Source organism: Mycobacterium mantenii (genome assembly GCF_010731775.1).
Lineage (GTDB): Bacteria > Actinomycetota > Actinomycetes > Mycobacteriales > Mycobacteriaceae > Mycobacterium > Mycobacterium mantenii.
The window spans coordinates 389,587-413,545 of the sequence record NZ_AP022590.1 but is presented as its reverse complement, the minus strand read 5'-3'; the positions used below and the strand labels follow the sequence as shown (position 1 = coordinate 413,545).

At 66.4% G+C, this 23,959-nt stretch carries 29 protein-coding genes and 1 pseudogene; 15 read left to right on the top strand and 15 right to left on the bottom strand.

All coding sequences use genetic code 11. From position 1 onward, the window contains the following. Positions 1-120: 120 nt before the first annotated feature. Positions 121-420, top strand: coding sequence for a hypothetical protein (locus tag G6N50_RS29855; RefSeq protein ID WP_083100302.1), 300 nt, complete (start codon positions 121-123; stop codon positions 418-420). 166 nt (positions 421-586) lie between these two features. Here the strand turns inward: G6N50_RS29855 and G6N50_RS29990 are convergent, their stop codons facing one another. Next, a complete protein-coding gene (locus tag G6N50_RS29990; RefSeq protein ID WP_179970085.1) occupies positions 587-763 on the bottom strand; it encodes a hypothetical protein in 177 nt (58 codons plus the stop codon). A 152-nt stretch (positions 764-915) separates the two neighbouring features. Between G6N50_RS29990 and G6N50_RS02095 the strand changes: the two genes are divergently transcribed. Further along, a complete protein-coding gene (locus G6N50_RS02095) occupies positions 916-1,437 on the top strand; it encodes a hypothetical protein (RefSeq protein ID WP_083096295.1) in 522 nt (173 codons plus the stop codon). Positions 1,438-1,501: 64 nt separating this feature from the next. On the opposite strand, the gene G6N50_RS02090 is transcribed toward G6N50_RS02095, so the two are convergent. The 7 genes from G6N50_RS02090 to G6N50_RS02060 all read right to left on the bottom strand — a co-directional run bounded on the left by G6N50_RS02090 (position 1,502) and on the right by G6N50_RS02060 (position 8,548). Continuing rightward, the gene (locus tag G6N50_RS02090) at positions 1,502-2,779 is read right to left on the bottom strand and encodes a hypothetical protein (protein ID WP_142275610.1); all 1,278 of its coding nucleotides are present in this window, start codon (positions 2,777-2,779) and stop codon (positions 1,502-1,504) included. Positions 2,780-3,206: 427 nt separating this feature from the next. Next, positions 3,207-3,707, bottom strand: a complete 501-nt coding sequence (locus G6N50_RS02085; protein ID WP_083096298.1) for an Rv2253 family sensor-like surface protein — start codon at positions 3,705-3,707, stop codon at positions 3,207-3,209. A gap of 94 nt (positions 3,708-3,801) precedes the next feature. Then, positions 3,802-4,050 (bottom strand): hypothetical protein, encoded by a 249-nt coding sequence (locus G6N50_RS02080; RefSeq protein ID WP_142275611.1) that lies wholly within the window; start codon positions 4,048-4,050, stop codon positions 3,802-3,804. 256 nt (positions 4,051-4,306) lie between these two features. Further along, positions 4,307-5,578: an amidohydrolase family protein gene (locus tag G6N50_RS02075; protein ID WP_083096299.1), complete on the bottom strand. Its 1,272-nt coding sequence runs from the start codon at positions 5,576-5,578 to the stop codon at positions 4,307-4,309. A gap of 13 nt (positions 5,579-5,591) precedes the next feature. Beyond that, positions 5,592-6,806: an amidohydrolase family protein gene (locus tag G6N50_RS02070; RefSeq protein ID WP_083096301.1), complete on the bottom strand. Its 1,215-nt coding sequence runs from the start codon at positions 6,804-6,806 to the stop codon at positions 5,592-5,594. Positions 6,807-6,809: 3 nt separating this feature from the next. Further along, a complete protein-coding gene (locus tag G6N50_RS02065) occupies positions 6,810-7,613 on the bottom strand; it encodes an acetoacetate decarboxylase family protein (RefSeq protein WP_083096303.1) in 804 nt (267 codons plus the stop codon). Beyond that, complete coding sequence (locus G6N50_RS02060) at positions 7,610-8,548, bottom strand: SDR family NAD(P)-dependent oxidoreductase (protein ID WP_083096461.1); 939 nt, start codon at positions 8,546-8,548, stop codon at positions 7,610-7,612. The genes G6N50_RS02065 and G6N50_RS02060 overlap by 4 nt, the downstream gene beginning before the upstream one ends. Positions 8,549-8,613: 65 nt before the next feature. Between G6N50_RS02060 and G6N50_RS02055 the strand changes: the two genes are divergently transcribed. Continuing rightward, positions 8,614-9,501 carry an IclR family transcriptional regulator gene (locus tag G6N50_RS02055; RefSeq protein ID WP_083096305.1) on the top strand — a complete coding sequence of 296 codons (888 nt, stop codon included), beginning with the start codon at positions 8,614-8,616 and terminating at the stop codon, positions 9,499-9,501. Here G6N50_RS02055 and G6N50_RS02050 read toward each other — a convergent pair. Then, positions 9,498-10,772: an amidohydrolase family protein gene (locus G6N50_RS02050; RefSeq protein ID WP_083096307.1), complete on the bottom strand. Its 1,275-nt coding sequence runs from the start codon at positions 10,770-10,772 to the stop codon at positions 9,498-9,500. The genes G6N50_RS02055 and G6N50_RS02050 overlap by 4 nt on opposite strands. Before the next feature lie 101 nt (positions 10,773-10,873). Between G6N50_RS02050 and G6N50_RS02045 the strand changes: the two genes are divergently transcribed. The 3 genes from G6N50_RS02045 (at position 10,874) to G6N50_RS02035 (ending at position 12,046) form a co-directional block, all read left to right on the top strand. Next, positions 10,874-11,098 (top strand): hypothetical protein, encoded by a 225-nt coding sequence (locus tag G6N50_RS02045; RefSeq protein WP_083096309.1) that lies wholly within the window; start codon positions 10,874-10,876, stop codon positions 11,096-11,098. An 86-nt stretch (positions 11,099-11,184) separates the two neighbouring features. Further along, positions 11,185-11,559 (top strand): DUF4189 domain-containing protein, encoded by a 375-nt coding sequence (locus tag G6N50_RS02040; protein ID WP_083096311.1) that lies wholly within the window; start codon positions 11,185-11,187, stop codon positions 11,557-11,559. 121 nt (positions 11,560-11,680) lie between these two features. Then, entirely contained in the window at positions 11,681-12,046 is a 366-nt protein-coding gene (locus G6N50_RS02035) for a DUF732 domain-containing protein (RefSeq protein WP_083096313.1), read from the top strand. A 35-nt stretch (positions 12,047-12,081) separates the two neighbouring features. Here the strand turns inward: G6N50_RS02035 and G6N50_RS02030 are convergent, their stop codons facing one another. Together G6N50_RS02030 and G6N50_RS02025 are read right to left on the bottom strand one after the other, a co-directional pair. Further along, positions 12,082-12,426, bottom strand: a complete 345-nt coding sequence (locus G6N50_RS02030) for a DUF732 domain-containing protein (protein WP_083096315.1) — start codon at positions 12,424-12,426, stop codon at positions 12,082-12,084. A 143-nt stretch (positions 12,427-12,569) separates the two neighbouring features. Continuing rightward, positions 12,570-13,202: a TetR/AcrR family transcriptional regulator gene (locus G6N50_RS02025; RefSeq protein WP_083096317.1), complete on the bottom strand. Its 633-nt coding sequence runs from the start codon at positions 13,200-13,202 to the stop codon at positions 12,570-12,572. 105 nt (positions 13,203-13,307) lie between these two features. Between G6N50_RS02025 and G6N50_RS02020 the strand changes: the two genes are divergently transcribed. From G6N50_RS02020 to G6N50_RS02010, 3 genes are all read left to right on the top strand, one after another. Further along, positions 13,308-14,129 (top strand): mycofactocin-coupled SDR family oxidoreductase, encoded by an 822-nt coding sequence (locus G6N50_RS02020; protein ID WP_083096319.1) that lies wholly within the window; start codon positions 13,308-13,310, stop codon positions 14,127-14,129. A 37-nt stretch (positions 14,130-14,166) separates the two neighbouring features. Further along, positions 14,167-14,943, top strand: coding sequence for a carboxymuconolactone decarboxylase family protein (locus G6N50_RS02015; protein WP_083096462.1), 777 nt, complete (start codon positions 14,167-14,169; stop codon positions 14,941-14,943). 116 nt (positions 14,944-15,059) lie between these two features. Continuing rightward, a complete protein-coding gene (locus tag G6N50_RS02010; protein WP_083096321.1) occupies positions 15,060-15,272 on the top strand; it encodes a hypothetical protein in 213 nt (70 codons plus the stop codon). Between the two features lie 37 nt (positions 15,273-15,309). On the opposite strand, the gene G6N50_RS02005 is transcribed toward G6N50_RS02010, so the two are convergent. The 3 genes from G6N50_RS02005 to G6N50_RS01995 all read right to left on the bottom strand — a co-directional run bounded on the left by G6N50_RS02005 (position 15,310) and on the right by G6N50_RS01995 (position 17,335). Continuing rightward, entirely contained in the window at positions 15,310-16,281 is a 972-nt protein-coding gene (locus G6N50_RS02005; RefSeq protein WP_083096323.1) for a cytochrome c oxidase assembly protein, read from the bottom strand. Positions 16,282-16,310: 29 nt separating this feature from the next. Next, positions 16,311-16,655 carry a DUF732 domain-containing protein gene (locus G6N50_RS02000; protein ID WP_083096325.1) on the bottom strand — a complete coding sequence of 115 codons (345 nt, stop codon included), beginning with the start codon at positions 16,653-16,655 and terminating at the stop codon, positions 16,311-16,313. A gap of 335 nt (positions 16,656-16,990) precedes the next feature. After that, positions 16,991-17,335, bottom strand: a complete 345-nt coding sequence (locus G6N50_RS01995; protein WP_083096464.1) for a DUF732 domain-containing protein — start codon at positions 17,333-17,335, stop codon at positions 16,991-16,993. A gap of 121 nt (positions 17,336-17,456) precedes the next feature. Between G6N50_RS01995 and G6N50_RS29670 the strand changes: the two are divergent. The 3 genes and pseudogenes from G6N50_RS29670 to G6N50_RS01980 form a co-directional block, all read left to right on the top strand. Continuing rightward, a pseudogene (locus G6N50_RS29670) lies at positions 17,457-17,930 on the top strand (Clp protease N-terminal domain-containing protein); the annotation flags it as partial. Between the two features lie 93 nt (positions 17,931-18,023). Further along, positions 18,024-18,554 (top strand): DUF1942 domain-containing protein, encoded by a 531-nt coding sequence (locus G6N50_RS01985; protein WP_169926968.1) that lies wholly within the window; start codon positions 18,024-18,026, stop codon positions 18,552-18,554. After that, positions 18,542-19,171, top strand: a complete 630-nt coding sequence (locus tag G6N50_RS01980; RefSeq protein WP_083096337.1) for a GNAT family N-acetyltransferase — start codon at positions 18,542-18,544, stop codon at positions 19,169-19,171. Before G6N50_RS01985 ends, G6N50_RS01980 begins: the two co-directional genes overlap by 13 nt. On the opposite strand, the gene zapE is transcribed toward G6N50_RS01980, so the two are convergent. After that, the gene (zapE, locus tag G6N50_RS01975) at positions 19,068-20,153 is read right to left on the bottom strand and encodes a cell division protein ZapE (RefSeq protein ID WP_083096338.1); all 1,086 of its coding nucleotides are present in this window, start codon (positions 20,151-20,153) and stop codon (positions 19,068-19,070) included. The genes G6N50_RS01980 and zapE overlap by 104 nt on opposite strands. A 34-nt stretch (positions 20,154-20,187) precedes the next feature. On the opposite strand from zapE, the gene G6N50_RS01970 reads away from it, so the two are divergent. Genes G6N50_RS01970 through aftC form a run of 3 tightly spaced genes read left to right on the top strand, consistent with a single transcriptional unit; the run spans position 20,188 to position 23,894 of the window. Beyond that, positions 20,188-20,985 carry a pyrimidine reductase family protein gene (locus G6N50_RS01970; protein ID WP_083096340.1) on the top strand — a complete coding sequence of 266 codons (798 nt, stop codon included), beginning with the start codon at positions 20,188-20,190 and terminating at the stop codon, positions 20,983-20,985. Between the two features lie 14 nt (positions 20,986-20,999). Then, on the top strand, positions 21,000-22,565 hold the full coding sequence (locus G6N50_RS01965) for an alpha/beta hydrolase (protein WP_083096341.1): 1,566 nt from the start codon (positions 21,000-21,002) through the stop codon (positions 22,563-22,565). 27 nt (positions 22,566-22,592) lie between these two features. Further along, positions 22,593-23,894 (top strand): arabinofuranan 3-O-arabinosyltransferase, encoded by a 1,302-nt coding sequence (gene aftC / locus G6N50_RS01960; RefSeq protein WP_083096343.1) that lies wholly within the window; start codon positions 22,593-22,595, stop codon positions 23,892-23,894. Positions 23,895-23,959 lie beyond the last annotated feature (65 nt).

Sequence of the window (23,959 nt, the reverse complement as noted above, 5' to 3'; positions counted from 1 at the left end):
GCCGACGGCGGCGCCTTAGAAGTGCGCAAAACAGGATATGGAGCCGCCCTGCACTGGAGTTTGCGGTGGCGACCCCAAATTCGTGGTTGTCAAACGATGCGAACGCGCGATAATGCCCGCATGCGTTTCATCTATGTCCCCGCGGCGGTCGGCATGGCCATTGCTGTGTCGATGGGGGCGCCGTCCGCTCACGCTGAGACCGGCGTCAATGGATACGTTCAATGCATAGGTGGCGACGCGAAGCCCCCGCCCCCCGGGGTAAGCGCAGAAAACTGGTTTCCCAGCGTCCACATCATTGATGTGGATATCAGTTCTGGGGTGCCTCCCGCCGAAGTGGTTCAAAGGTTAGTGAATATGGGAGTCAAGCCGGACGACGCCGCCACGCGAGTGCGGTGCTACCTGGCCAACTTGCCGCATTAGTCGAGCGCAGATCATATTCCTGGAATTTGTTATACGCCAACAGTTTTAATTGATTCTCGTCTCCGTACAAACGCTACAGATTCGAGGGGGCCATGCATCGCACCCGACATCTCGTCACCACCATCGTCACGGCCGTCGCGTTGCTGGTTGCGGCTGCCGCTTTCGCCTACGCGCCACTTGCATCGGCCGACCCGATCTGCGGTGCGCCGGGAACGCCGCCGTGCGCGGGGCCCAGTCCGTTGACGCCCGAGCAGCAGTGCGCGTTCATCGCGTGGCGATCGATGATGCCGTGCAACTGGCTCGGAATGCAGGTGCCAGCCGGCACACCGGGGAGTTGGGACAACCCGCCCGCACCACCACCCCGCCGCCCCCGCCCCCGCCGCCGCAGCCGTGAGCCGCGCTGCGCTGGCGACAACCGGCAAAGGCGTCACGACTTCACGCTCGCCGCAAGTTCTCCTGATGCGCTATCTTCGCGCAGTGACCAGACCCTTTGGCATGAGCGCTCTTGCAACGACGCTGGCGCTGACAGCGTGCGTAACAGCGCCCCACGGCACCGCCGACCCGACACCTCAACAGTCACCTTTCCCGACCGGAAAATCCGGCACCAGCATCCATGTCACGGAGTACAGCACCGCGACCGCCGACGTCACGCTCAATGGCGCGACCTGGGTCTCCTCGGGTTGCTCCGGCGGCCGGGGTTGCAACGTCATCGAACTCACCATCGCCGGCAAGTCCAATGCGCCGTTCACCTACAGCCAGACCTCCGTCACCGCCGCATCCTCCCCGTGGCGGCAAGACCCGAACCGGGATGTTCAGGGCGGCTCGTCCATGGTCGACTACCAGAAGATCAACAAGATGCCGCCCCTGCGCGCGGGCAGCGTCACCAACGGCCAAACCGCCCACGGGTTCGTCGCCTACGACGGCAACATCAACCAGGGCGACGTGTACATCGAGTTCAACGATCCCGACGCCCCGGCTGCGCCCACCCCATTAGCGGGCTGGAAAGTCCACACCTGAGCGAAACACTAAATGCGGGTCTGCGCCTCGTCGCATCAGCGTTGACGGCTGCGTTCCGCGACTGTCAGAACCACGGTCCGGAGTATTCGCCGTTCGGCGCGTACACCAAAGTGCCGTCTTCGTAGCAGCCGTACGACAGATAGTCATCGGAGTCGATTCCGAAACACGATGAGTAATCGTTGGTCACATGACCTTTGATGATCATCATCCAGTTTTTGTCGATCAGGTCCACGGGCCGCACATTCCAACCAGACGAGACCTTTTGCGAGGTCGTGATGTCGATGACCGGCTTGTCGGAATCATTATCGATATACAGGTACTTACCTGCGAAATATAAGTGTTTGATGTGCAGACCTCGAACTTCATCACCATGGCGTTCGAAAAGGAGCTTGTTCTGGGTAACATCTCGCACCTCGATGAAGTCGTCGCCGTAGCTGGTTAGGACGTGGCCCCACATCACGCCGCCGCTCGGGGCCGGGGTCTTCAGCTGGTTGTCTCGAAAATCGAAGTAGCCGTACTGGTATGGCCAGGTGTGCCCTACGATCGCGATGAACCCGTCCGGGTACCTCACCAGCCCGCTACCCATACCGGTGCCGTTGTTTTCGCCGACGACCGAACCATCTTTCGCGCTGTGGAAGACCTCGTCAGGTTGGCCGCCGGCACCATAGGTGTAGAAGCCAGCGAAATTAGCTGCGCCCCAATGGTTGTTGGACCTGAACGAGGGTTGCAGGGATTTCCCGTCGAATCCGACAACTGGGTCGCCTACCGCCATGAAGCCGTAGTAAGTCGGCATCAAATACTGGGCTCTTTCGATATTGACGTCAGCCGGCCATGGCACGTTCTGCGGCGGCGCGCCCGGCGAAAACGGATCGAAGCTCACGATCGACGTCGCGCGTGATTCAGGAGTCAGGCCACTCGACGGCGTCGACAGAGTCATGACGTAGTAAACGCGGATATTGTCCTCGTCACCACCCACGACGCACGCTTGGCGCACCAGCTTTTGCCCAGCCGGAACCGCAGGCGTGGGAAGTGCAACATTGCGCCCCGTTTTCGGGTTGAAGATTTCGCCGGTGGTATCGAACTTCTGATCGTCGCCCGTGCTGAAACTGTTGCCGCACTGGCTATATACAGTCCCGGGACTACGTAGCCGATGTCCATGCGGAAGTGCCGATGTTGGCGCTATCGCGGGTGGTGAGCTGCTGCTCGTGGCCGCCGATCCGGCTCCGGACGGTCCTGCGGTCCCGGAACTTGTTGGAGCCGGCATCGATTTCTGCTGCGCCGAGCATCCCGCCGTCGCGGCCATGACGATGATGGCCGTGATCAACCCCATGCCGAGCCGCAATGCTCGATCGTGCACTGAAACGGTCAATGTTGTTCGCTCTCTCTACCGAGACTGCACATTCACGCCGATCAGCAGAACGAGCAGTCCAACGGGAAAGATGAACGCCGCTTGCATCTGGCGCTTCTCGCGGCGCGAAAAGTCCAGCCCAAATACGCCCATCATGTTTCCCTGCTCGTTCGGAGATCACCGAGCATGCCCCATTTCCCGAGAACGGGGATGCGCTCTGAGCTGGGAGACTACACACGGCGGCCTATACGCGGGTCGGAATCGCCCATCAGCCAACCACCATCTTTATCGGCCATGTCGACTTTTTTAGCCATTCCGAGCAGACCAACGCCGCCGCGGATGGATGCCGCCGAAAAGCCGCATCGCGCGCTCTACGGATCTGTGGCTTTCGCGGCAAGCGATCGTTGGGCTGCCGGCAAATTCACACGCGCTGGGCCGACATATCCATGTCGATGGTGCCTTGGCACGGGCCGCTCAGAATGTCGGTGTGCATGACGCCGGCGAGCGTCCCGTCGGGTTGGGGCGTGTAGTGCACCTCGGCGTGAGCCGGGCTCCATTGGATCGTGGTGTCGGGCATCATGCAGTCCCATTGAAAATCGTTGACCTGCGACCAGGACTTCCCATCCCAGGTGAACTGGACCGGCTGCGGAACCGTCGGATTGCTGGGCGGAGGGCCGCTCACAATGGTGGCGACGCACTTACCGCTCGTACAACTCGAGCGGATCCCGTAGGTCTCGGTGTGCTGCCCCTCGGGATCGCCGACCGCCATGCTGGTCCCGGCCTTGGGGCCGACCATGAACGTGATCGCGTACTGACCGTTCCAGGACGGATTGTCGGCGAAGGCATTCGGGGGAAACGACAGGGCAATCGCGAGCGACGCGGCGGATAAACCGGCGATGCTCGTCAGACGGTCTGCAGCCATCGTTCCTCCTCCGGGTCCGTACTCATTCAATAGTCGTATGCGGGACCCTTGCCGACAAGATCCAGGCCGGCCCAGTAGGTGCGGAAACCCCGCCTTACCAACCCCACTCGTCATCGTCGAGGACATCCACGGTCAGAGCGTTGTCGGCGGCGCCCTTGGTTCCGTAGGTGAAGGTGAGCAGGGTGCGGTCGTCCTCCAGGGGTTCAGTCGCTACGACGGTGGCGTGCCCGATCTTCATGCGGATCCTGTCTCCGGGCTTCAATTCGTCAACACGTTTAAGCGTCACGCTCAACCCGTCGTCGCCGATGACGCTGCGGAGGCTTTGGTCATTCGCCCTCCTCACAGCCGGAATGTCCCCCCGGGTCCTGAGAGCACGAGTTGCACACGCAATCGCCCGGACCTGGATCTGCCATCGTCACACGAAAGCGTCGGTGCGCGGAACCGTCACGGTGTGTAGATCGGCCGCGGCCTGTGGCACCCGACCCAACCGGTGTTGCGTTTCTGGCACCTCACGCGCCAACCGGCCGAGTACCACCGTCCTGAGGGCGACCCAGCCCCGCAGGCCAATCAGATGCCGTGTGCCACAGCCTTGTTCCCCCTCAGTTCTGCACCAGGTCGGGGATGGGCTCGGAGTCCGTCAGCCAGTGGCGTCCGATCCGGCGGGCCGCCTCCCACTTGGGGACGCTCACCGCGTCATCCTGGCCCAGGTCCGCAGGGGTCGGGCCGATGCGCTCGACCAGACCGGCGAGGGCGCCCCGATCAAAGTTGTATATCTCGGCTGCGCTAAGCCCGAGGATTCGCCGCGTCTCGTCAATCGGAATGTCCCAGAACGAGCGGCGCAGCCAATCGCGGGTGTGCGGCCACGTTCCTTCCGGGTGGGGATAATCGTTGCCCCACAGCATGTTTGGCACGCCGATCTCGTAGCGCCGGGCCAGTTCCCGGCGCTCGGTGGTGGTGGCACCGATGAAGCAGTTCCGGTCGAAGTACGCCGAGGGTGGCATCGTCAGATCACCCTCCAGCAGACGGCTCATCTTCTTGGCCGAGTGCTCACGCATGAACCGGGTATCCATCAGCCACAGCAGGTCGTTGGCCCAGTAGGCCCCGCACTCGGTGGCCCCCCAGCGCAGGTTCGGGAAGCGCTCGAATACGCCGGCCCACAAGGCGAACCACAGGGGCCGGACTCCCCACCAGCGCACCTCGGTCGTGTAGATGCCCAGATGCGGGCCGTACTGCTCACTTGGCGCGGGACCGACGTGGGTGTGCACCGGCATCTGCAGGTCCTGGCAGGCGGCCCAGACCTTGTCGTAGCGGCGGTCATGGTAGGGCGGATAGTCACCCCAGAGCACCGGGATCATGATGCCGCCGCGCAACCCAGCCTCGGCCGCCCGAGCGATCTCGGCCACCGCCGCGTCGACGTCCGCCAGTATCGGGACCACCGCAACCCCGGCCCGTCGCTCCGGGCTGTGGCTGCACAACTCAGCCAACCAGCGGTTGTGGGCCCGCGCGCCGGCCATGGCACGCCCCGGGTCCAAGTCGCCGGACTGCCCCAGACCCGCACCGAACGGAGCCCCGGCGACACCGGTGACGGCGTCGGCGTCGGGAAAGATGACCTCGCCGGCGACGCCGTCGCCGTCGAGTTCGCGGTCGCGCTGGGCGACGTCCCAGCCGCCCGCGATGCCGTCGCCGTGTTCGTCGAACCACGCTTGCGCGAACTGTTCGTCGATGAAGCCACTGGCCTGCGCCGCGGCGGCAATCTTCTCGGCCAGGAAGGCCTCGAAGTCCTCTCGATATTCCGGGTCGATGTACTCGCGGTACTGCTCGGTGGGCAGCTCGGCATGGGTGTCAGCGGAGATGATGAGGTAGGGCTCCACGGTGGACCTTTCGCTACCAGGTGCGGATGGGATCGGGTTCGAAGACGGTGCTGCGCGCCTCGGCGGGCACCGCCGCCAGCGGCTCGGCAACCTCGGCCACGGTCGGGCCGATGCGGTCGACCAGGGGTGCCAGTGCGTCGAGGTCAAATCCGTACACGGCCGCCGCATTCCCACCCACCATGGCCGCCACCTCGTCCACCGGGACGCAGGAGAAGGTGTGGCGCAAGGCCTCTCGGGTGTAGGGAGAGGTCCCCTCGAAATGCGGGTAGTCGCTTCCCCACATAATTCGGTCGACCCCGATTCCATGGCGCTCGGCGCATTCCACGGGCCGCATGAAGCTGGCACCGACGTAACACTGGCGAGACCAGTACTCGCTGGGCCGCAGCGGAAGCGAGCCGGCGGTGGGCCCGGCGAACCGGGCGATCGCCGAGTTCGCTCGCCCGTAACGGGCCGCCGCGACGTCGAGCGAGTCCAGCGTCGCCGGTATCCACCCGGCGCCCTGCTCGGTGAAGACCACGGTGAGGTCCGGATGGCGATCCAGGACGCCGCTGAAGATCAGATGCCACAGCGCCCGGTGCGCCCACCAATGCGTCTCGTACACCCACACCGCGAACGAACTCCCCCACCCGTCCGTCGGGGTCGGCCCGGCGTTGCCGCCGTGATGGTTGACCACCAGGCCCGCCTCGTCGCACGCCGCCCAGAGCGGCTCCCAGTGCTCGGCGTAGAGCGCGGGAATGCCGGTGCCGGGGGCGACTCCGGGCAGCAGCACACCGCCGCGCAGCCCCAGCTTGGCGATCTGTGCCACCTCGGCGACGGCTTCGTCGAGATCTGGAAGCAGGATCTGCCCCACCCCCGCGCGCCGCTCGGGCGACAAGGAGCAGAAGTCGGACAGCCAGCGATTGTGAGCGCGAAGGCCGGCCCAGCGCAGCTCGAGTTCCCGGGTGGTCTCGGGCGGGGGCGCGGCCAGGCTGGCCTGAGGAAAGAACGGCGGCACGGTATTGGGGAAAATGACCTCTGCCGCGGTGCCCTCGCGATCCAGATCGGCGTTGCGCCGCTCGCTGTTCCAATTGCGCTCGGCTTCTGGCTCGGTGAGGTCACCGAACGGGTTGACGAATGTCTTTGCCCAGCTGTCGAATTCGTCTCTGTACTGGGGATCGAGGTACTCGCGGTAGCCGAGCAGGTCGGCACCGGCGTGGCAGTCGGCCGAAATGACCGCGTACCGGTCCATGCGCTATGTCCGCGCCGGCTCGGGCCTGGGGGCGGCGAGCAGGGCCACGTCGTCGTAGCGCTGGTGCACGTACGGCAGCAGCCACTCCTGCGGCACCCGGGCCGCGATCCGCCCCACCTGAACGGTGCGCCGGCGACACCAGGTGATCGACGTGATTTGGCGAATGACGATGTCGGCCACCGGATCCAACGGTGACTCCCCCAGCTCGAGGGTCCCGTCGATGTTCTCCAGCAGCTCGTAGTGCCGGTGATATTCGCCGTAGACCAGGTGGGGATCGGTGATGCCGCCGCCGTCGGGGGCGCGCAGGAACTTGAAGTAGAACTCGGTGTTCATCTGGTCGGGCGGCAACTCCGCCGGGCCCGTGACCTGACCGTTCACTGTGATGAGCCGATGGCCCAGCCGGTCGACCGTGGCGCTGACGCGGTCCGCGTCGCGGTCCACCTCGATGTGGGCCAGTTTCTTTGGCTCGCCGAATGTTTCGCGCCCACCCGTGACGGACTGTTCGGTGGACTGGGGCATGAACAGGGGATAATCGCCCTCGCGTTCGCCGTGCCGGGCGGTCACCGAAAACACCGCCGACCCGAATGGCGCCATGCCCTGTATCCGGACCCGCTGCAGCTGGACGCGCACCAGTGGTTCGGCCGCGGGCTCCAGCGGCTTGGGCAGCACGGTCGCGACGATCTCCGGATCGGTGAGGTACGTGACGGTCACCGCCTCGGTGGCGATGGGCGCCTTGGTGGCGTCGATCTCGTGGTCGACCTGCGCCTCGGGTGGGCGAGGACCGTAGCGAACTGCGTTGGTAGTCAACGCTCTCCTCCTTCGGTTTCGGGCGCGTTCTCGGCGTGCCGGCCAAGGACGTCGACGAGGTAGTCGGGCTCGCCGCGATTGAGGATCGATGCCGCCTTGCTGCTCACGACCTCATCGGCCGGTGTGGGCGGACCCATCATCCAGAAGCGGTCAGACCGAATTCCGTCCACCGCCTGGTCGGCGACCGTCTCGAGCGGGGTGAATTCGACATGGGCGCCGGCTGCCTCGAAGCGGGCCACCACATCCGCCAGGGTCGCCTCGGGTGTGTGGCGTTCCTGGGTCGCGGCGTAGCGCTCCGGACGGTGCCGCCACGATTCCCAGATGCCGGTGTTCAGAAAGCCGCCGGGAAACAGCAGGTGCGCCCGCACCCGCGTCCCGGTCATCGCCAGGTGGGTGTAGAGGCTCTCGGTCAGGCAGAGCACCGCGGCCTTGGTCATCGGGTAGACCGCCATGGCCGGTCCGCCCATGGCCCCCCGGGCGATCGGTGCAAACCCGCCGTTGCCCGAGCAGGTGTTGACCACGTGCCCCTCGCCCTGCTCGAGCAGGATGGGCACGAAGGCCTTGATGCCGTGGATGACGCCCAGCACATTGACGTCGATCCCCCAGCGCCAGTCGGCCAGGTCGTGCTCCCACATGTAACCCTCGGAGACCCCGCCGGTGCCGGCGTTGTTGCACACCACGTGCACCGCGCCGAAGCGCGAGAGCGCCTCCTTGGCCAGCGACTCGACCGAGGAATAGTCGGTGACGTCGGTGACCACCCCGGCCACCTCGATGCCCTCGTCCGCGAGTGCCCGGGTCGCCTCGTCCAGGGGTTCGGCGAGCACGTCGGCCAGCACCACCTTCATGCCCTCTTGGCCGAAACGCCTGCCCAGGGCCCGGCCGATGCCCCCGGCTCCGCCGGTTACGACCGCCACCCTGCCCGGAAGGTCCTTCATTGTGGCCATCGTCACATGGTCGCGCATAGCACCGCAACAGGTCGCATTATGCGACCATTGTGGGTATGGCGCCGCGTCCCTCCCCGCAGACCGAGCGGGTGGTGAACCTGTTCGAGCAGCTGGCGGGTGACGGCAGCCGGGGCATGACACTGGCCGAGGTGTCGCGCCAGTTGAGCGTGCACAAAGCCAGCTGCCACTCGATGCTGTCCGAATTGCTCCGCGCCGGCTGGCTGCTGCGCGACCCGGTTCGCAAGACCTACCACCTGGGCCCCGCCCTGGTCCGTCTCGGCCGCCAGGCGGCGGCCCGCTATCCGGCTCTGGTGTTGGCCCGTTCGGCGATGGCCGAACTGTCGGCCGCGACGGGCGCCCACTGCGTTGCCTTCGCGGTGAGCGACGACTACTCCACGGTCGTCGATCAGGTGCGAAGCCGGCACGGCGGCGGTCACCCGATGCCCATCGGCACCCAGTTTCCCCACCGGCCCCCGTATGGGGCGTCGACCGTGGCGTGGGCCGGGCCGGAGGCTCGGGAGCGCTGGCTGGCCGCGCTGCCCGAAGACGTGCGCGATCGCTACCGCCAGGCCATCACCACCGCCCGGCAGCGCGGCTACGCGGTCGGTCTGCACCTGCTGCCCGATGTGCGCCTGCAGGAACTGGCGCTGATCGTGCGCAGTGCCGAGGTGCGTTCCACCCGGCTCAGCCAGCTGGCGCAGGCCTTGACCGACGAACTGATCCACCAGGAGGACTGGTTCCCGATCAGCCTGGAACCGGACCGCACCTACGAGGTAAGCCACATCGACTCCCCGATCCTGGAGCGCGGCTCCCGCATCGCCCTGATGCTCAGCCTGGTCCCCAGCGCCGAGCCGATGACCGGTGCGGCGGTCGCCGGCCTGGGGCGCCAACTCGCTTCCGCGACAAAGCGACTCGGCGCTGCCTTGACCGAAGAGTCCGGTTAGCGCCGCTCCGGGGCCAGCCGCTTGAGGGCCAACCCTCCTTCGAAGGGCCGGTAGCCGAAAGCGGCCGGGGCGCAATAGCCCGTGTCCTCCAACGGCGTGTGCACCTCTGCGACGGTGGGCCCGATCTTGGCCGCCACCGGCACCAAGGCATCGAGGTCGAAGCGATACAGGCGACCCGCGTTGCCGCCCAGGATCTTTCGGCAGGCATCCTCGGGCCTGTCGTGCAGGGCCCACCGAATGGCCAACTTGGAGTGTGGCGTGAAGCCTTCCTCGTGCGGATAGTCGCTGCCCCACATGATGTGCTCCGGACCCATGAAATCGATCATCGCGCCGTCGAAAGGCATCAGCTCACTGGCCAAATAGCAGTTCCGCTGGACGTATTCACTCGGGGTCAGCGTCAGCTCGTCGACCGACGATCCGCCGAACATTCCGTAGGTGCGGTTGCCGGCGTCCGACTTCATGGTCGGCACCATCGCGTCGAGGATGCCGAGTTGCCCGGGCACCCAGAGCGTGCCCTGCTCGGTCGGCACGAATCGCAGTGTCGGGTATCGTTCGAACACCCCGGCCAGGATCAGGTGACCCAGTGTGCGTTGGGCCCAGATCGCCATCTCGGTGATCAACACCGCATTGGAGGCGGGCTGGTCCATCGGCATCTCGGGACTCCCGGCCCCCGCGTGCTGCACCACCGTCAGATCCAGCTCCGCGCACAGCGCCCAGATCGGTTCGTAGCGGGTGTGAAAAAGCGGGGCCACCTGCGGGTCACCGGGCGAGACCGCCGGAATGAGCACGCCACCGAAGCAGCCCTGCTCGGCGCCCCAGCGGATTTCTTCGGCCGCCAGCTCGACATCGTTGGGAAAGATTTGAATCAACCCGCGGCGCCGGGCCGGGGCCAGCGAACAGAAGTCGATCTGCCACCGGTTGTGGGCTTGCACTCCGGCCCAACGCTTCTCGAAGTCCTCACGCGTGCGGGGCAAGCTGATGGTGATGTTGGGGGTGGTCGGGAAAAACGGTGGAATAGTGTTGGGCAGCAGCACCTCGGCGGCCACCCCGTCGGCGTCCATCTCCGCGATACGAAGATCGTGGTCCCAGTTGCGGGCAGCGGTGGCGACGATCAGATCGTCGAACGGGCTGGCGTAGGCCTTGGCCCACGCATCGAACTCATCGTGCAGACGCGCCGGCAGATACGGTTTGTAGTCGTAGAGATCCGCCCCGGCGTGGGTATCCGTCGAGACGACGACATAGCGATCCAATGTGTCCCAGGTTGTAGCCATCGCACCTCCACCAGAGTGAGTCGAGTATAGGAGTCTTGACTTGCCCGCGGACAGGCCTCGATGATTTCGTGCGGCGCGACGGCCGGAGCAAGATGTGAGGCGTGAGTTGGACGAGGTATACAGACAGAGCACTCGCGGCCACCACCCTGGATGGCGATGCGCTGTACGCTGAGCTCGAAGACTATATCCGCGTTGATAATCCGCATCTGACCGACGTTCGGCTCGAGCAGGCGACGGCGACCGAAGAGTACGACACCGACGTCCAGCCGCGCCGGCGATGGTATGAGGTCACGTACCTGGCCGAAGACCCGGAGGGCAACTCGTAGCTCGGCGGCGCCGCGGCCGTTTTCCCGCGCGAACGCCGGCCTCGGCGCTAAATTCCTTTCCTGGGCATTGCAGAAGGAGCGGGCGGGTGCGGTCAATCATTGCCGTCGTCGTTGCGGTCGGTTGCGCGAGCATCGCGCTGCCCGCGCCGAAAGCGGCCGCCGACGATGATTTCGTCGCCCTGGCGGTGTCCGCCGGAACCGGCCGAGCCGCCGGGTGGGGCACCGCCGGCAGTCAGGATCAGGCAAACCAAGTCGCGCTGGCCCACTGCACCGCCGAAGCCGGTGATGCCTGCGTCGTGGTGGCGGGCACGCGCAACGGCTGCGCATCGGTGGCGTTCGACCGCGTTTCCGGACGTTTCCAGGGTGGGTCCGGCCCGGACACAACGGCATCCACCGCGGACGCCCTGGCCAGGTTGGGCTCGCCCAACGGACGGATCAAGGCCACGCACTGCTCGTCCTGACGGCGTGGGCGACGCCCGAGCGCTCCGCGAGAAGGGCATCGCGATTTCGACTATCGTTCATAGAAGTCGTCCTTGACCGCACGCCGATCGGCCCGCTCACAGAGGGGAGGCCACGACTCGGATGAGGGTTGGTCCTGGGAAGTGGCCGGCCGCCTGCGCGATGTTGCTGTGCACCGTCGCGCTGGCCTTCGCAACGCCGGCCTTGGCGGATGAGTCCGACGACGCATTCATCGCGGGCCTGTCCAAGGGCGGAATCAGCATCCCCGACAACAGCGATGCGATTGCGAAGGCCCGCACGATTTGCACCAGCATCGCAGCAAACCCGAACGCATCGGTGCTGGCCATCCAGTTGGCGAGGCAAACACCCCTCTCCGTCAAGCAGTCGGCCTACTTCGTCGGGCTGTCCATTGCCACCTATTGTCCGCAATACAAGGACGACATCGACCCCTCGGTGATCTGGCTGCTGCCGGGTCCGCCGCTCATGTAAGTGGAGCTGGTGCGGCACAGCGGGTTTCGCTGCGATCAGCAGTGCGTCGACCAGCACTGCTGAAGCGGGCAGTAGGTCGAATGCGCAAGGCTCACCATCGATCCGATATCTCCGAAGGTCACGTTCCGCGGGTCCAACGTTTGGTGGATGCTCTGGGCGATCTGGTCGTACGTCCAACCCCAGCCGATGTCGTCGCAGATCAGCCGACCCATGCCGGTGAGGGCGGAGTCGTGTTCGGGCGGCCAGCTGAACCCGGCGGCACGCAATTGAGCCAGGTAAGTGGCATCGAGCGGATCGGCAATCGCAACGGCGCTAGTGACAAGGGCAGCGCCCGCCATAACGGGGACGGCCAATGCGGCAAGCCAGCGAGGTGAGGGCATGTGAGGCGGTTCCTTTCTTGTTCGCGGTCACGATGCCGTCGACCCATAGCGGCATGAAGACGAACAATAGGGATCGCCGGGAACAAGCAGCTTATAAAGAGCTGAATAATCGGGTTTTTGGGCGACTAGTGCCCGCCTTCGACTCAGCCTTGCGCCAGCCGGGCGGACCCATTCTCATACGCGGCGGTCAGCCAGAACACCGTGCGCTCGATACCCGGCACGATGTCGGTGACCTCGATCTCCCCTTGGGAGAACTGGGTGAGCAGCCCGTAGACGACGCCCGTGAGGATGAGCTCGAGGTCATTGGCGAATCCCGGCTCCGCCTGCGCCAGAACGGCTTTGGCGACGGGGACGACCGCGTCCACGCCGCGCTGGATGAGGCGCTTGCCACCGGGCCCCGATCGCGCCTGGAAATAGGAGCGCAGCATCAACGGATGCCGTTCCCACGGCTCGAAGATGGTCCTCATCACGTGCATCAGGTCCACATACATCGACTCGCCGGGCAAGTCGCCGATCAGCGAGGGCAACCCCGCATAGCGATTGGCGTCCATCCATTCGTCGAGTGCCGCGACGATGAGTTCGTCGCGCGTGCGATACCGCTTGTAGATCGTCGCCAGGGATACGCGGGCCCGTCGGGCCACCTCGCGCAGCTGAACGGCCTCATAGCCCTCGCGATCGAGCATCTCGACCACGATGTCCAGGATCGGATCGGCCCGCCGCCCGGAAGTGCCGTTCACGGCCACCGGCCCGGCCCCTGTCGCCTTCACGGTAACCATGTTACTGTGCGGACGTGAGTAACGGCGTTACTCTCCCTGATCTGGGCTGATCAACAAGAAATGAGGAAGTGCACGGTGGCTTCTGCAACAAGGTTTGATACGCCGATGACAACGAACAACGCCACGGGCCGGGTCGCGGGCAAACGGGTCTTGATCACCGGGGCCGCGCGCGGCATGGGACGCTCGCACGCGGTGCGGCTGGCCGGAGAGGGCGCCGACTGCATCCTGGTGGATATCTGCTCCACGCCAGCGGGTTTGGAGTACCCGCTGGCCACCGAAGACGACCTGAACGAGACCGCACAGCTGGTGGAGAAGCAGGGCCGGCGTGCCGTCACCAAAGTCGTCGACGTGCGCGACGAGGCGGCCATGAAGTTCGCGGTCGACGCGGCCGTCGACGAACTCGGTGGACTCGATGGCGCGGTTGCCAACGCCGGCGTGCTCACCGTCGGCACCTGGGACACCACCACCGCCGAGCAGTGGCGGCTGGTCCTGGACGTCAACCTCATCGGCGCCTGGAACACCTGCGCGGCCGCACTCCCCCACCTGGTCACCCGCGGCGGCGGAAGCCTGGTCAACATCAGCTCGTCGGCCGGCATCAAGGGCACTCCGCTGCACGTGCCCTATACGGCCTCCAAGCACGGCATCGTGGGAATGACCTTGGCGCTGGCCAACGAGCTTGCCGCGCAGAACATTCGCGTCAACACCGTGCACCCCACCGGGGTGGCCACCGGAATGGCACCGCCGAGCATGCACACGTTGATCGCCGAGCAGCGGCCCGACCTGGTGCCGATCTTCCTGAACGCGCTGCCCGCGCCGCTGATCGAAGCGTCCGACGTGAGCAACGCGGTGCTCTACCTCATCTCCGATGAATCCCGTTACGTCACAGGGCTCGAACTGAAAGTCGACGCCGGTGTCACCATCCGCTGAGGGTTCGATGGGCGACGGCGCGCGACATGACCGCGGGATGCGCACGTTCGCCGAAGTGATGACGATCGACCCGCCCGACGGCGACAGCCCGTACGCGGGCGGGTTGATCGACTTCGTCTTCGCCGAGGTGTGGTCACGGCCCGGGCTCAGCCGCCGCCATCGACGGTTCGTCACCCTGGCATGTGTCGCGGCCGCCGACGCGCAGGCCCCGCTCGAGCAGCACGTCTACGCCGCGCTCAACAGCGGTGACCTCACCATCACCGAAATGCGGGAAGCCGTACTGCATTTCGCCGTCTACGCAGGCTGGCCGAAGGCGTCCCGGTTCAACATCGCAGTGGACCTGGAATGGGCCAAGATCGCCCAGGCGCGCGGCGAGCCGCCCCCTGCACCGGAACCATTGCTGCCACTGGTCACCGCCAGCGACCCCGAGCTGCGGTTGCAAGGCGGCGAGGAATCGTTCAAAGAGATCAACTGCCTGCCGTTCGCGCCGATGCGTGACAACCCGTATTCGGGTGCCGGCATTCTGAACTTCGTCTTCGGCGAGATGTGGTTACGCCCCGGCTTGGGGATGAAGGAACGCCGGCTGATCACCGTCGCCTGCGTGGCCTTCCAGGATGCCGAAATCCCGATCATGTCGCACGTGTACGCGGCGCTGAAAAGTGGCGACGTCTCCTTCGAGGAGATGGACGAACTTGCGCTGCAGTTCGCGGCGTACTACGGCTGCGCCAAAGCCGAATACCTCAACCAGGTGATCGCGGAACAGAAACGGCGAGTAACGGCCGAAAACCAAGCCGATCAGCCGCACGTCGGCTGACCCCGACGGGACCCCGATGGCCGATACCAGCACAGCGGTTTCGGCCGCGGCCTCGAAGGTGGCCTTGAAACATTGTGCAAACCAACTATTTCCGCTAGAGGGGTAGAGTCGCGGTCATGAATGTGGTCGAGTGGCTGAGGACCCCCCGCTACTTGCGGACGCGTTTCATGATGGAGACGCGGCCTCTGAACCGGCTGGAGATGGAGATCGTGTTCCTCGAGGTCGCCGCCCGCGACGCGCTGGTACGCCTGCCCGTGGCGTTCATGATTCTGCCGAAGAGCCCGCGCCCGTGGCGCGATGGCCCGTCCAACCAGCAACAGGACAAGTAGGGGATCCGCGCAGCACGGCCGGACCACCGACCGGGCGTCAGCCGCGGCGGAACCGCTCCCGCAGCTCCGGGTCGTTCTCCCACCACAGGCCCGACGGCGTGGGGGGCTGACCCTCGGCGCCTTCGCTCTCGGCGCCGCGCGCCTTTGCCGCCGACTCGGCCTGGTCCAACTCGGCATCGACGGCGACCGCGTGTGCCTTCTCGTCGCGGGACAGCGCGCGCATCAGCAGCAGCACAAACGGCCACCCGACCAGGTCACCGAGGATCCATAACACGCCGGCACCGATCGTCTGGTCGAGGCGCGGATCGGGACCCCAAGACCTATGCAGCGCAGCGTAATACGCCATTGCGATAAGCGGGCCCTGCCAGATGACCAGCCCCAAGACACCGTCGCCGAGCGCCTCGGCGACCGTGATCAGCAACGAGATCGACTGCGGATACCTGCGGGGAACGGGATCTTCTTGCAATCGAGCGTAGAAGTATCCAAAGCCCAAGGCCACCAACAGGATTCGGGTCGGCGCTCCGATCCACTCGCTCTGCAGGGCCGCGGCATACCATGGGGTCAGATAAAGCAACCACGGCGTGGCGAGCATCGCCACCGACGTGGTTGCCGGATGAACGAGCACGCGGGCGAACCGGCTCGCCAACATCCGGTCGATACGGTCGCGGGCCACCGGTCCCACGGCGTCGCGAAAGACGGTGACCGGCTTGGCCTGCGCGATGAAGAACGGCACGACGTAAAGCAGCAGCAACACCTGCAGCGCACGCACCCAGAACAGGACGTAGGCGTAGGCGCCGATCGCGCTGATGGTGGCCAGCAGCCACACCAGCATGCCCACGCCGAAGCAGGCGGCGTTCGCGGCGCGGACCGCGCCCGCGGCGGCACGGGCGCGCCGGTAGCGCCAGCAGTATCCGGCGGCGAGCGCCGCGACGACGGCCGCGGAGACCAGGTCGAGATGCCAAGTCTGGACGGCCGCGTCCCATGTCAGCGGTCCGGGATCGACGCGCACGGGCCCAGCCTATTGCGGCCCGAGTCAGCTCAGTTGCCGGTGGCACCGTCCGGCTTCGGACCGCGGTCCTCGCCGGTGATGTACTTCGGGCAGTAATGGGCGGCCGAGAGGTAGGTGAACTTGGCCGCGGCCGCGCCCTGGAAGTCCGGATTCTGGTTGCGCAGGTCGGTCACGATCTTCGCGTCGGACTGGCCGTCGTCGAGCAGTTCGCACACCGACTTGCCGATGGTGATCGCGTTGCCGCCGTCCTGATAGGTGAGGCCGGCGTCGCGGAGGTCTTTGAGGAAGTCCTGATCGTTGTCGATGTCCGCGTGCGCGGGTCCCGCCAGGATGATCATGGTTGCGAGGCTGGTCAGCCCGAGGAGAAATCGCATAGCGCAGTGATTCTCGCAAACCCGCGGGAGATTGGCATCTCGTCGGGCGAACGGGACGTGAACGTTCACCCGCTCGGCGCCGTCGCGTGCCGGACGATCGCGGTGCACAGCAACGCCGTCGGGCCCCGAGATGGCGGATCTGAATGCGTCGGGTGCGCGTCCCGAACAGGAAACTTTATCGCTTCAGCAAATTGAATCCCATTTCACCTCAGCGTCGGCCATATCCGTCCGGCGGCATGCTAAGTACGAAATGTTATCGAGAGATTTCGTCGATGTATGGAATTGTAAAAACTAAATCACATACGCCGCACACCGATCGCCCGCGAGCGGCCGGGCTAGTTAGAACTGGTGGTGGTCACGCTCGGGCTGGGCGAGGTGGTGCTCGAAGCCATGTACGGGCAGTACGTGCTGACGGCGATGGCCGCGAACTTGTTGGCTTTGTCCTCAGTCAGGTCGGAGTTCTTGGACTGCAGCGTCGAGACGACATCCGACATCGCGGTGGGGCCCTGAAGCGTCTTGCATACCCATTTGCCCGCTCCGACTGCCAGATCGCTATCGGAATACGTGATGCCGGCCTTATCCAGTGACGCGATGAATGCGTCGTCAGTGTCATCGGCGTGCGCGGGCACCGCCATTCCGACTACGGCGGCAAAGCCTGCCGCAATAAGAAGAAGTTTCATCATTTCAGATTGACAGAGAAGCGAACGCTCCGCATCTCGTGGAGCAAACCTTGACGGACTTCGTACGGCCGGTCACTTCCGTGCGGGCCAGTCCCCGCGGAGTCGTCAACCCAAGGTTGACACCCCGCGGGCGCGGGGCGCGGTGCTGGCGGCCCAGAACGCCGCGCACGAAGCGGGCAACGCCGAGATCACCCCGGACCACCTGTTGCTCGGCGTGCTCAGCGATGCGGCCGCCCTGGCGACGGTGTTGCTGCGGCTGCAGAAGGTCGACACCGAGGCGGTGCGCGTCGCCGCGACCGCGGCGATCGCCGCGCTGCGCGTGGAAGCCGAACCGCCGCAGCTCATTCCGTTCAACGGGCGGGCGCGCAAGGCGCTCGAACTGAGCGTGCGCGAGGCACTTCGGCTCGGCCACAACTATGTCGGCACCGAGCACCAGCTGCTGGTCCTGCTCGAGCTGGAGGGCGGCTCGTCCGACCAAGGGCCACTGCGCCGATGCGGCGTCGACAAAGACCGCGTCGAGGCGGATCTGATCACCGCGCTGCAATCCCTGGCCGGCGGCAACAGGGCGGCCCCGGGCCCCGCCGCGGGCGGCTGACCGGTGTCGCCGACCCCTCCCTCCGACGTCGCCGCGTGTGCGATCATGCGAGGGTCCCCTGCAACGGCGCCAAGGAGGCACCACATGGCGAAGATGCACCGCTGGCTGATGGTCGCGTCCGCCTTCCTGGTTGCCGTTGCCGGCGTCACCGCCGTCGGCGTCGCCGCGGCTCCGATGCCCCGCGCGTGGGCCGGGGACGCGCCGATCGGCCACATCGGTGACACGTTGCGGGTGGACAACGGCACGTTCATCGCCGACGTCACCGTGAGCGGCGTGGCGGCCTGCGACCCGCCGCCAGGATTCGGCTACACGCGCGAAGGCACCTACAAGGGCTTTCCGGGCAGCACCGTCGAGCGCGCCGACGTGACCATTCGCGCGATCCGGGTGCCCAATCCATACGTCATGGCGACCGTGATGGATTTCAACGGCGTGACCCCCAACGCCGACGCCTACAAGCCGCGGGCCTCCGATGCACCCGACGCGCTGGACAACGTGCTCGTCAACGCCCCGAACGGAGCGATCGTGCGCGGCGAGGTGTATTGGGACGCGTACCGCGATCCGGTCTCCACCGTCGTCCTGCTGGACAAGAAGACGGGCTACCACCTCGCGCAGTGGAACCTCTGACAGGAACGTTGCATATCGCGCCGGCCGATTCCGGCGACGCACCAGAGCTGGCTGCCGTTGCAGCCCTTACCTTTTCGTTGGCGTGTCCGGCCTCGACGACCGAGGGCAACATCACGGCGTTCGTCGAGGCCAATCTGTCGGCCACCCGCTTCGCCGAGTATCTCAGCGATCCGGATCGGGCGATCGTCACCGCGCGCCAGGACGGCCGCATCGTCGGGTACGCCATGCTGGTTCGCGGCGTGTCCGACCACGTCGGCGTCCAGCAAGCCGTGCAGACGCGGCCCGCGGCCGAGCTGTCGAAGATGTATGTCCTGCTCGACCGCCACTCCACCGGGGCCGCGGCGGCGCTGATGGAACGCATCCTGGCCGTCGCCGCCGACTGGGGCGTTCGCTGCGTGTGGCTGGGCGTGAACCAGGAGAACCAACGCGCACAACGCTTTTACCTCAAAAGTGGGTTTACCGTCAACGGCACCAGGACGTTCCAGCTAGGTGCCGACGTCGAGAGCGACTACGTCATGATCCGCGAGCTGGGTCAGCCGCCGCGGTCAGCGCCAACAGCCGGGAAGTTGCCCGCAGATACTTCTTTCGGTATCCCCCGGCCAGCATCTCCTCGCTGAAGATGGTGTCCAGCTTGGCACCCGAGGCCACCACGGGAATGCCCGCGTCGTAGAGCCGATCGGTCAGCGACACCAGCCGCAGCGCGACGTTCTGATCATCGATGCCGTGCACGCCGGTCAAGAACACCGCCCGCACCCCCTCGATCAGGGACAGGTACCGCGAGGGGTGCATGGTGGCCAGGTGCGCGCACAGCGCATCGAAATCGTCCAGCGTCGCGCCGTCGACCCGCGCGGCGCGCGCGGCCACCTGGTCGTCGGACAGCGGCCGCGGCGCCGGCGCCAGACCGCGGTGCCGGTAGTCGGGCCCCTCGATCCGTACTGTCGTGAAAATACTTGCCAGCGTGTGGATTTCGCGCAGAAAATCTTGTGCCGCAAAACGGCCCTCGCCGAGCTGCTCGGGCAGCGTGTTGGAGGTGGCGGCCACCGAGACCCCGCGCTCGACCAGCGACGAGAGCAGCCGCGAGATCAGCGTGGTGTTGCCCGGGTCGTCGAGTTCGAACTCGTCGATGCACACCGCCGTGTAGTTGGCCAGCAGGTCGACGCATTCGACGAACCCGAACACCCCGGCCAGCTGGGTCAGCTCCCCGAACGTCGCGAATGCCTTGGGCGCCGGGCCATCCGGTGACCCACCCGGTCCATCACCGGGCAGCTCGTAGTAGGTGGAGGCCAGCAGGTGGGTCTTGCCGACCCCGAACCCGCCGTCCAGGTACAACCCGACGCCGGGCCGAATTTCCCTTCTTCCCAATAGTTTTCGCCGCCCGTCGCGGCGCTCGACCGCCTGCCGGCAGAAGTCCCGACATGCCGCGACCGCGGCGCTTTGCGTCGGCTCCGCCGGATCGGGCTGATAGGTCGCGAAGCTCACGTCGGCGAACGTCGGCGGCGGTCTCAATTGGGCGATCAGCCGCTCCGGCGACGCCGTCGGGTGCCGATCCACCAGGTGAGCCACCCCGGCCGAAGCACCCGCGGAGGTGGACCCGTGCATGCAGGAACTGTAGCGGCGTGCTGCAATCAGACTCGTGCCCGACTCTGGCGTCCCCGAAAGCTCCGCGAGTTCCGCGGCCTCGGAGACGCCGCTGTCGCTGCTCGGATCGGTGCGCGGACTCGACGACGGCGACCTCCCCCGGCTCTACGGCTATCCCGAACACGATGGCACCTGGGTGCGGGCCAACTTCATCACCAGCGTCGACGGCGGGGCCACGTCGGGCGGCAGCAGCGGCGCCATGGGCGGCCCGGGCGACCGGTTCGTCTTCAACCTGCTGCGCGAGCTCGCCGACGTCATCGTGGTGGGTGCGGGCACCGTGCGAATCGAGGGTTACTCCGGCGCGCAGCTCAGCGTCCCGGAGCGTCAGCAGCGGCAGGCCCGCGGACAAAGCGAGGTGCCGCAACTGGCGATCGTGACCGGATCGGGCCACCTCAACCGCGACATGGCGGTGTTCACCCGCACCGAGGTGCAGCCGCTGGTGCTCACCTGCACCGCGGCGGCCGAGCAGACGCGCCGGGCGCTCAGCGGCCTGTGCGAGGTCCTCGACTGCTCCGGCGACGATCCCGAGCGGGTCGACGAGGCCGCGTTGCTCGCGGCCCTCGGCGCGCGTGGCATGCGCCGCGTCCTCACCGAGGGCGGCCCGACCCTGCTGGGCTCGCTGATCCAGCGCGACATGCTCGACGAGCTGTGCCTGACCATCGCGCCCTACATCGTCGGCGGCCAGGCACGACGCATTGCGACCGGCGCGGGCCAGTTGCTCACCCGGATGCGGTGTGCCCACGTCCTGACCGACGACGCCGGCTACCTTTACACCCGCTACGTCAAGGCCTAGCTACTGTGGTCGGCATGAGTCGGCCGTACACGTGCGCCACGATCCTGGTTGCGGTGACCGCGTTGCTGGCCGGCTGCGTCCCGGGCCTGGCCGCCGATCCGCGCTTCGCCACCAATTCCGGTGCGCGCCCGCAGGGGGCGGCCACCTCCAAGCCGGCGCCCAGCGGCCCGCCGCCGATCGCCGCACCCAGGAACGACCTCGCGTGGCACGACTGCACCTCACGGGTGTTCGCCGACGCGGCGGTCCCCGCCGCCGCCGGTGTCAAGCTGGATTGCGCGACCTATGACGCCGACCTGGACCCGGTCAACGGCGGGGGCGGCAGCCTGAGCATCGGAGTGGTGCGAGCGCGTTCGAGCCAGACGCCCCAGGATGCCGGGCCGCTGGTCTTCACCACCGGCTCCGATCTGCCGTCCTCGGCGCAATTGCCGGTCTGGTTGTCGCGGGCGGGCGCCGACGTGCTCGCCACCCACCCCATCGTCTCGGTCGACCGCCGCGGCATCGGCATGTCGAGCCCCATCGACTGCCGCGACAAGTTCGACCGCCAGCAGATGCGCGACCAGTCGCAATTCCAGACCGGCGACGACCCGGTGGCCAACCTGTCCGAGGTCTCCAACACCGCCACCACCAACTGCGGCGACGCCGTCGGGATCGGTCCGAACGCGTCCTCCTACGACGACGCGCACGCCGCCTCTGACATCGAGCGGTTACGCAGCCTGTGGGACGTGCCCGCCCTGGCTCTGGTGGGCATCGGCAACGGCGCGCAGGTGGCGCTGGCCTACGCCGGATCGCGGCCGGACAAGGTGGCCCGACTGATTCTCGACTCACCGGTTGCGTTGGGCACCAACGCCGAAGCCGCCGCCGAGCAACAGGTCAAGGGGCAGCAGGCCGCGCTCGACGCCTTCGCCGGCCAGTGCATCGCGGTGAATTGCGCGCTGGGCGCGGACCCCAAGGGTGCCGTCAGCGCCCTGCTGGCCGACGCCCGCGCCGGAAAGGGCCCCGGCGGCGCCTCTGTGGCGCAGGTGGCCAACGCGATCACCGTCGCGCTCGGCTATCCCGTCGGCGGCCGCGTCGACGCCACCACCAACCTGGCCAACGCGCTGGCCGGAGCGCGCTCCGGCGACACCAACGCGCTGAACAACCTGATCAACCACGCCAACGCCCTCCAGGACTCCGACGGCCAGTTCGTCAACGTGTGCAGCGACGCGGTCAACCGCCCCACGCCGGACCGGGTGCGTGAACTCGTCGTCGCCTGGGGCAAGCTCTATCCCGAATTCGGTACGGTCGCCGCGCTCAACATGGTCAAGTGCGTGCACTGGCCCACCGGCTCGCCGCCACCCGCACCCAAAACCCTCAAAGTCGACGTGCTGCTGCTGGGTGTGCAGAACGACCCGATCGTCGGCACCGACGGCGTGGCGGCGACCGCGGCCAGCATCATCAACGCCAACGCGGCCAGCAAGCGGGTGATGTGGCAGGGCATCGGCCACGGCGCCAGCATCTTCTCGGGCTGCGCCGTTCCGCCGCTGATCGGCTACCTCAAGAGCGGCAAATTGCCCAACACCGACACCTACTGCCCGGCCTGACGTGCTTTCGGGCGTGCACGGGCGCCGGTGTACGGTGCGCTGGTGATGGCAGCTGAATCGACCCGCACCGGGCTGGGTGGTTGGACCCTGGCCGCCTTTCGTCCCCGCACCGGAGCACCGGGCGTCGCGACCGTGCTGCGGATGGCGTTGTGGCCGTTGGCCATCTTCTCGGTCCTGCACCGCAGCATCATCCTGACGCTCAACGGCAACATCACCGACGACTTCAAACCGGTGTACCGCGCGGTACTCAACTTCCGGCACGGCTGGGACATCTACAACGAGCACTTCGACTACGTCGACCCGCACTATCTGTATCCGCCGGGCGGCACGCTGCTGATGGCACCGTTCGGGTACCTGCCCTTCACGCCGTCGCGGTTTCTGTTCATCCTGATCAACACCGTCGCAATCCTGATCGCCTGGTATCTGCTGCTGCGGATGTTCAAGTTCACGCTGTCCTCGGTCGCCGCCCCCGCCCTGCTGCTGGCCATGTTCTGCACCGAAAGCGTGACCAGCACGCTGGTGTTCACCAACATCAACGGCTGCGTCCTGCTGGCCGAGATGCTGTTCCTGCGCTGGCTGTTGGACGGCAGGGTCAGCCGGCAGTGGTGGGCCGGCCTGGCGATCGGGCTGACGCTCACGCTCAAACCGGTGCTGGGCCCGCTGCTGTTGCTGCCGCTGCTGAACCGCCAGTGGCGAACCCTGATACCCGCGATCGTCGTGCCCGCGGTGATCAACATCGCCGCCTGGCCCCTAGTCAGCGATCCGATGGACTTCGTCACCAAGACGCTGCCGTACATCGGGGGAACCCGGGACTACTTCAACAGCTCAATCGAGGGCAACGGCGTGTACTTCGGCCTGCCCACCTGGCTGATCGTGTTCCTGCGAATCCTGTTCGTTCTCATCACGATCGGCGCGCTGTGGCTGCTGTACCGCTACTACCGCACCCGCGACCCGCTGTTCTGGTTCACCAGCTCGTTGGGTGTGCTGCTGCTGTGTTCCTGGCTGGTGCTACCGCTGGCCCAGGGTTACTACTCGATGATGCTGTTCCCGTTCCTGATGACGGTGGTGCTGCGAAACTCGCTGATCCGGAACTGGCCGGCCTGGCTCGGGATCTATGGGTTCATGACGCTGGACGACTGGCTGATCTACCGGGCGATGAGGTATGGCCGCGCGCTGCACTACCTCAAGATCACCTACGGCTGGTCGCTGCTGCTGATCGTCGCCTTCACCGTGCTGCTCTTCCGCTACCTGGACGCCAGGGCCGAGAACCGGCTGGACGAAGGCATCGATCCAGCGTGGCTGACGGCCGAGCGCGAGCTCGCCCGGTGATCGCAAGCGCGGCGGAGCCGGGCGCAGCGGGTCACCGCTATTAGCGCTAGCGTGGATGCATGACC